The following is a 1,710-nucleotide window of genomic DNA, read 5'->3' on the forward strand; positions in this document are numbered from 1 at the left end:
ATCGTCGACTGCATCAGCGACGACGCCTCGGACAGATACGACGAGCCGACCGGGTTACCGGCCCGGTTATTCGTGCGCGCGATTTCGATCAGCCCGGTGTACACGGCCAATTCGGCGTTGATCCGCCCCAACCTCTGCACCTGCGCCTCGTCGGTCAACCCGCTCGACGCCCGGGTCACCGCGACTGCCGCGTCGGTGATCGCTTGCTCGTAGCGCTGCCGCACGGTACGCGGTTCAGCCTGAGCGATAAAGGCGGTCGCTGCCGCCGCATCGGCCACCGAGAGTGTGGTGTAAAGCCGTCCGGCCGCGAACGCCAGCGGTTCAGTGTGCTTCAACACGGTCGTCAGCACCTGTTGCCGCTGGTTGATTGTGGTCGAAGTGGCAAACGCGCTGAGCCCGCCGAGGATCGCCAGGATGAGACCGATGGCCAGGATGCGGCCCGGCGTCGTCGCGATGAACCACCAGCGCGGGTGGGCCGGTTCTGTCGGCGACCGCGCGCCCAGCGGCTCGGTCGACGGATGCGCCAACTCAACGGTCACGTCTGTTCCGACCTCATCTTTCAGGCGTACGTATCACGAACTCTATAAGCGAATTCTAAGAGCGTTTTCCCCAGATGCGGGGACCTGCGCCTGATTTGCCCGACTCGCCCCCTCGCCCAGCTGCGCTGGCCGCATCGTCGTCGGGCGAGGGCTGCTTATCCTGAACGCGTGCACGGTGACGGTGACGGATGGGTGGTGTCCGACTCCGGCATGCACTACTGGGGCCGGCACGGCGCGGCCGGTCTGCTGCTGAGAGCGCCCCGGCCCGACGGCACACCGGCGGTGTTGCTACAGCACCGGGCGCCGTGGAGTCACCAGGGCGGAACGTGGGGTCTGCCCGGCGGTGCCCGCGACAGCCACGAGACCGCCGAGCAGGCCGCCGTCCGGGAAGCGCATGAGGAGGCAGGCCTGCCCAGTGAGCAGCTTTCGGTGCGGGCGACGGTGATCACCGCTGAGGTTCTTGGGGCCAGTGGCCACTACTGGACTTACACCACCGTCGTCGCCGACGCCGGCGAGCTGCTGCATACCGTGCCCAACCGGGAAAGTGCCGAGTTGCGCTGGGTCAGCGAAGACGAGGTGGCACAGCTGCCGCTGCACCCCGGCTTCGCCGCCAGTTGGCAACGGCTGCGCACCGCACCGGCGATCGTGCCGCTGAGCGCAGGCGACGAGCGGCGGCGCCACCTGCCACGCACCCTCGAGATCGAGGCGGGCGTTTTCGTGTGGTGCACCGCGGGCAGACCCGATCACGCGGCGTCTGCGCTGAGTTCCAGGATCAGTTCGCTGCTGCAAGCGCCGAACTGAGCCGCTCGGCCGCGGCCCGCGGGTCTTCCGCGGCGGTGATCGCCCGGACCACCACGATGCGGCGGGCGCCGGCCTCCAACACACCTGGCAGCCGGCCGGCGTCGATACCGCCGATGGCGAACCACGGTTTGTCGGGCGCCAGGTCGGCGGCGACACGCACCAGCTGCAGGCCCGGCGCCGGGCGTCCGGGTTTGGTCGGCGTCGGCCAGCAAGGCCCAACGCAGAAGTAGTCAGGGAAATTGGGGCCGTCGCCGATCGCCGCGGACACCTGGTCGGGATCGTGCGCGGACCGCCCGATCAGCGTGTCCGGCGCGACGATGTCGCGCGCCACCGCCAGCGGCAGGTCGTCTTGGCCCAGGTGCAGCACGTC

At 69.2% G+C, this 1,710-nt stretch carries 2 protein-coding genes and 1 pseudogene; 1 reads left to right on the forward strand and 2 read right to left on the reverse strand.

The window, feature by feature from the left end; translation table 11 throughout:
• Positions 1–539 (reverse strand): annotated as a pseudogene (glnX, locus tag WAN71_RS12930) (protein kinase G-activating protein GlnX); the annotation flags it as partial.
• A gap of 168 nt (positions 540–707) precedes the next feature.
• Here glnX and WAN71_RS12935 point away from each other — a divergent pair.
• Positions 708–1,340, forward strand: coding sequence for an NUDIX hydrolase (locus WAN71_RS12935; RefSeq protein WP_422225711.1), 633 nt, complete (start codon positions 708–710; stop codon positions 1,338–1,340).
• On the opposite strand, the gene WAN71_RS12940 is transcribed toward WAN71_RS12935, so the two are convergent.
• A partial coding sequence (locus WAN71_RS12940; protein WP_422225712.1) for a thiamine phosphate synthase occupies positions 1,312–1,710 on the reverse strand: 399 nt, incomplete at its 5' end. The genes WAN71_RS12935 and WAN71_RS12940 overlap by 29 nt on opposite strands.

This window comes from Mycobacterium sp. (assembly GCF_049280035.1).
Classification (GTDB): Bacteria; Actinomycetota; Actinomycetes; order Mycobacteriales; family Mycobacteriaceae; genus Mycobacterium.